5 protein-coding genes are annotated in these 5,336 nt (G+C 72.9%); all 5 read right to left on the bottom strand.

Features of this window, described 5'->3' with window-relative positions:
* On the bottom strand, positions 1–512 hold a 512-nt coding region (gene tsaB, locus E7Z54_RS21995; RefSeq protein ID WP_136436868.1), incomplete at its 3' end, for a tRNA (adenosine(37)-N6)-threonylcarbamoyltransferase complex dimerization subunit type 1 TsaB.
* Positions 513–549: 37 nt separating this feature from the next.
* Positions 550–1,743, bottom strand: a complete 1,194-nt coding sequence (locus E7Z54_RS21990; protein WP_136436867.1) for a glycoside hydrolase family 16 protein — start codon at positions 1,741–1,743, stop codon at positions 550–552.
* Positions 1,744–1,947: 204 nt separating this feature from the next.
* Entirely contained in the window at positions 1,948–2,898 is a 951-nt protein-coding gene (gene tsaE / locus E7Z54_RS21985) for a tRNA (adenosine(37)-N6)-threonylcarbamoyltransferase complex ATPase subunit type 1 TsaE (RefSeq protein WP_136436866.1), read from the bottom strand.
* On the bottom strand, positions 2,895–3,995 hold the full coding sequence (locus E7Z54_RS21980) for an alpha/beta fold hydrolase (RefSeq protein ID WP_136436865.1): 1,101 nt from the start codon (positions 3,993–3,995) through the stop codon (positions 2,895–2,897). The genes tsaE and E7Z54_RS21980 overlap by 4 nt, the downstream gene beginning before the upstream one ends.
* Complete coding sequence (gene alr, locus E7Z54_RS21975) at positions 3,992–5,185, bottom strand: alanine racemase (RefSeq protein WP_136436864.1); 1,194 nt, start codon at positions 5,183–5,185, stop codon at positions 3,992–3,994. The genes E7Z54_RS21980 and alr overlap by 4 nt, the downstream gene beginning before the upstream one ends.
* Positions 5,186–5,336: the final 151 nt, after the last annotated feature.

Genomic DNA, 5,336 nt, shown 5'->3' with positions numbered 1-5,336 from the left:
AGCGGCTCGCGGGCGTCGGGGAACGCGTCCGGGTACAGCGCGGCCCCCTCGCCCACCACCGGCAGCTCGGTGGCCAGCGCGGCCGGCCGGTCGACGACCGGGCCGGAGGTCCGGCGCCCGCTGTCGTCGTACGACGCGAGGTAGACCTCCTTGCGCCGCGCGTCGGTGGCGACGGAGAACGCACCGTCCACGATGCCGCGCTCGACAGCCTCGATGGCCAGCACGTCGAGCGAGCAGACCCCGTGGACGGGCACCTGGAGGACGTGGGCCATGGTGCGCGCCGTGACGAGGCCGACCCGGAGACCGGTGAACGGGCCGGGTCCGACGCCGACGGCGATGCCGGTCAGGTCCGCGGGACCGATGCCCGCGGCGGCCAGCACCCGTTCGATCAGCGGCGCGAGCTGCTCGCCGTGGCGCATTCCCGTGCCGGCTGCCTCCTCGGCGACCACGTCGCTGCCGTCATGGAGGGCGACGGTCACCCTCGGGGAGGCGGTGTCGAAGGCGAGCAGCACGCACCGAGGCTACCCGGTGGCGAACGCCGCCCGGACCTCACTTCCAGGCGCGGGCCCAGTCGACCGTCAACGTGGCCGAGGCCGGCGTCCTCTCGTCGGGCGCGTTCCACTGGCCGCCCCAGTACTGGGTCAGCACCAGGTAGAACGGGTGGTCGAACGGCGCAGGCGCGGTGAGTCCGCTCGGGGTCCAGGAGTGGCTGTAGCAGAGCTTGTCGTCGTAGTAGAAGCGCATCACCGTCGGCGTCCACTCGACGGCGTAGGTGTGGAAGTCCGTGCTCGCCGTCGGCATCGGGCAGTCGAAGCCGGTGCTCTCCGGCCAGGTCTCACCCTCGTAGTGCACCGAGGGATAGACGTTCTCCGGCGCCGCGCTGAACCACTCGGCCACGTCGATCTCGCCCGAGTGGGGCCACTTGCCGTAGGTGTGGTCCTGCGGGTAGAGCCAGAGGGCCGAGTGCGGACCGGGGATTCCCGCGGTGTCCGGCATCTTGGCGCGGAACGCGAACCTCCCGTAGGTCTGGATGAACCGGTCCCGGGTGGTGATCGTCGAGGCGGTGGAGGTGCTCTCGAAGTCGCCGAGGGGGCTGTGGCAGGTGAACGGCTCGAGCAGCCGGTTCGCCGTCAACCGCAGCGTCCCGCCCTCGACCTTGAGCGTGTCGGCACTGTCGACGTAGCAGTCAGCGTTCTCGCTGGTCATCGCGCTGAACGAGGTCTCCTGCACCAGCCACTTGGACCGGTCCAGGGTGGCGCCGTCGAACTCGTCGAGGAACGTGCACGACCAGTAGCCGCCGCTCGCCTTGCGCGGCCGGGGCCCGCAGTCGTCCACGGGTGCGGGTGCCGGGGTCGGCGAGACCGGCTTCGGCGCGGGCTCCGGGGTCGGCGAGACTGGCGTGGGAGTCGGGGGGCTCACCCGTCGCACCGCGCTCGCCCTGCGGTTGGACACCACGCGGTAGGCGCGGGTCCGCGCGGGGTAGCGGATCTCGATCCGGAAGCGGCCCCTGGCTGTCGCCCGAGTGGAGCGCTTGGTGACCCAGCGGTCCGTGCCGCGCACCTGGAGGTGCACCCGGGCACGCGGACGCGCGCGACCCCTGAACACCACCGTCGACTGCTGCTCGATCACCCGATCGACCACCGGACGCGCGCTGCCCCCTGCATGGGCACCTCCCGCGCCCAGCTGGATGAACGTGCCGAGCAGCGAGAGCAGCACGACGACGACGATCTTTCCTGTTCGCACAGGTCCCCCAAGACGATTTCGGCGCTCGACCTGGTCTGCCGGCGACACTTCCTACTTCCCACTGAGGAATCTAGGGATGAGAGAGGGCTCTGCAGTACCTGCTCGCGGCCCGAACCACCTGGTCCCCATCAGCCATCGGACCCGGGACGGGGGTCCCGACCACCCGGGACCGAAGTCCCTGGTCGGCCCGCGCCCAGACGCGGACTACCGCGCGGACACCTTCAGGTCCACGGCCAGCCACCGGTGTCCCAGCGGGTCGATCTCGACCACACGGGGGTCGGCCTCGGGGTCGACCTCGGTGCTGGCCTCCGCGCGCACGATCCGCACCTCGAGGCGGGAGTCGGCGAGGCCCTCGGCCAACCCGGTCCCCCACTCGACCACGGTGATCGCGTCGTCGAGGTCCATGTCGAGATCGAGGTCGTCGAGCTCGGCGGTGCCGCCCAGCCGGTAGGCGTCGACGTGCACGAGCGCCGGGCCGTCGACCACCGATGGGTGCACGCGGGCGATGACGAAGGTCGGGGACGTGACCTCGCCGCGGACGCCGAGGCCGGCCCCGAGCCCCTGGGTGAAGGTGGTCTTGCCGGCGCCGAGCTCACCGCTGAGGACGAGGACGTCACCGGCCCGGAGCTGGGTCGCCAGGCGTTCGCCGAGATCGCGCATCGCCTCCGCCGTCGGCACCGAGACCGTGATCGGCAACGGCCGCGCCATCTCGACGTACGGCGACCGCCGGGCGGTCTCGGCGAAGCCCATGTCGCGCCAGAACTGCACGGTGCGCGGCAGCTCCTCGCGGGCGAGGACGACGACACGGTTGGGTGCGGTGGTGCCGTCGTCGGCCGCGCGCCGGCAGGCCTCGGTCAGCCCGGCCCGCACCAGCTCGCGAGCGATGCCGCGTCCCCGGGCCACCGGATCGACCCCGAACCGGCGGAGGAAGATCGCGTCGCCGACGGGGTCCAGCACGACCGCGCCGGCCGGGCGTCCATCGGCCAGGACGAGCAGTCCACCAGCGCGCTCGAGGAGGTCGGCGACCGACTGCTCGGTCTCCCCGAGCGCGTCCGCGGGCGGGTCGAGCACCGGGCGCGCAGCGAAGGCCGCCCGGACCACCGTGAGCACGTCGCCGGCGGACTCGGGGCCGACCAGCCTGATCTCGTGGGTCACCTCGCCGCGGCCCTTGCGGTCGCTGCCGTGATCAGCTGGTCGAGCTCGGCGTTCACGAGGTCGTGCCGCTCGAGCAGCACCATGTGGCCCGCGCCCTCGCACTCCAGGAACCGCGAGCCGGGGATCCGCGAGTGGAGCTTGCGGGTGTGGCTGATCGACGTCAGCTTGTCGGCGGTGCCGCAGATGACCGAGGTCGGCACCTTCCCGAGCGCCTCGACGAAGTCGAACTTGTCGAGGCCGGCGAAGTTCGGGAAGAAGTCGGCGACCACCTCGAAGGGCGTCGCGGAGAGCATCTCGTCGACGAACTCGACGTACCCCTTGGGGACCTCGTCACCGAACGCGAAGCGGTCGGTGGCGACGGTCGCGACCGCCCCGCCGGCCCGCCGTAGGGCGTCGACCACGCGATGTCCCCTGTGCAGGGTGCGGACCGCACGGTGCGCGAGCGGGCTCAACAGCCGCGCGGGCACCATGGGCAACAGGATCCGGCTCGGGTCCAGACCGCCGGCGGCGGTGGAGATCAGTCCGACGCCCACCACCCGGTCGCCGATCAGATCGGGGAACTGTTCGGTGAACGCGATGATCGACATCCCGCCCATCGAGTGGCCGACCAGCACGACCGGCCCCTCCGGCACCACCGCGTCGAGCACCGCCTTGAGGTCGCGTCCGAGCTGGTCGATCGTCGAGTGCTCTCGATCGGAGCTGCCGGACCGGCCGTGGGACCGCTGGTCGTAGTAGACCGTCCGGACCAGGTCCCGGTAGGCCGCGCGCTGGAAGTGCCAGCAGTCGAGATTGAGGCAGTAGCCGTGCACGAAGACCACCGTCACCGGCGGTGTCTGATCCTTAGTCCGGCGGAGGAGTCGGTCGACCGCGCCGGACTGATCCGCCGCGGAGACCTCGTCGACCTCGACGTGGAGGGGGACGCCGTCGTCGGCGACGACGGTGACCGGTGCCGATCGCAGGGAGCCGAACGCGATCTCCTCACCGGCCCGGCGGCTGATCTGACGCTGCTGACGCCGGATGCCGATCGCGGCGGAGCCTGCCGCGGCGACACCCAACGCGCCGGCGACCGAGCCGACGATCCGGGCACGGGCGCTCATTCGCCGCCCCTCGCGATGGTCGAGTCGGCCGCGAGATCGGAGTCGACGTACCTGCGGGCCATCCGCCCTCCGATCCTGGTGACGATCTCGTAGTTGATGGTGCCGCACGCCTCGGCCCAGTCCTGGGCGGTCGGGCCGCCCAGCGAGGGCGGGCCGAACACGATCACCTCAGTGCCCACGGGGGGCCGGTCGCCGCCGAGGTCCACCATGAACTGGTCCATGCAGACCCGCCCGCGGATGGGCCGGCGCTTGCCGTCGACGGCGACCTGGGCTGCCGTGCCCGGCGTGGCATGGACCGACGCGTGGCGGGGGATCCCGTCGCCGTAGCCGAGGGGGACCAGGCCCACCGTGGTCGGACGGTCGGCGGTCCAGCGGTGGCCGTAGGAGACCGCGTCCCCGGGCGCGAGTTCCTTGACCATCGCCAGCGGTGCCCGCACCGTCATCGCCGGGACGAGGCCGACGTCGTGAGTGTGGCCGGGCGCGGGGTCGAGTCCGTAGACGGCGATGCCGCACCGCACGGCGTCGAAGCGCGCGCTCGGACGGAGCAACGCGGCGGCGGAGTTCGCGAGGTGCCGGATCTCCGGGTCCAGACCATGGCGTGCCGCCAGTTCGAGCGCGTCGCGGTAGGCCTGCTCCTGGGCGTCGTTGGCGGGGTGGTCCGGCTCGTCGGCGCACGCGAGGTGGGACCAGACGCCGGTGACCCGCCACGTGCCCTCCTGCTCGCCGGCGCGGGCCCGCGCGAAGAGGTCCGGCCACTCGGTCCGGGGGGCGCCGCCGCGCGAGAGGCCGGTGTCGACCTTGAGCTGGATGCGGACCGGCTCCGCCCGTGTGCCCACGGCGGCCGCGATCGCGTCGAGCTCGGCGACCGAGTACGCGGTGACGTCGAGGTCCGCATCGGCCGCGGCCGCGTAGTCGGCGCCCGGGGCGGTCAGCCAGCACAGGAGTCGGCCATCGATCCCGGCGGCGCGCAGGGCGAGCGCCTCGTCGAGGGTGGCGGCGGCGATCCATTCCGCGCCGCCCTGCTGTGCCGCACGAGCCGCCTCGACCAGGCCGTGGCCGTACCCGTCGGCCTTGACCACGGCGATCAGCTGGACGCCGGAGGTCGCGCGGAGCAGCCGGGCGTTGGCGCGGATGGCCGCGAGGTCGACCACGATCTCGGCGGGCCTCACGGGCGCCGGCGTGCGGGACATGCCCACGATCCTCCCATCCCGGGGGTCAGAGGGAGCCGAGCAGGGCGGGCAGCGCGACGGCGACGTCGCTCGCCACGATCGGCCCGCGCTGCGCTGCCAGGGTCCCCGCAGCGCCATGCAGCCACGACCCCACCGACGCCGCGTCGAACGG

Source organism: Nocardioides sp. (assembly GCF_004803405.1).
In the GTDB taxonomy this organism is placed as follows: Bacteria; Actinomycetota; Actinomycetes; order Propionibacteriales; family Nocardioidaceae; genus Nocardioides; species Nocardioides vastitatis.
This window is presented reverse-complemented; position numbering and strand designations above follow the sequence as displayed.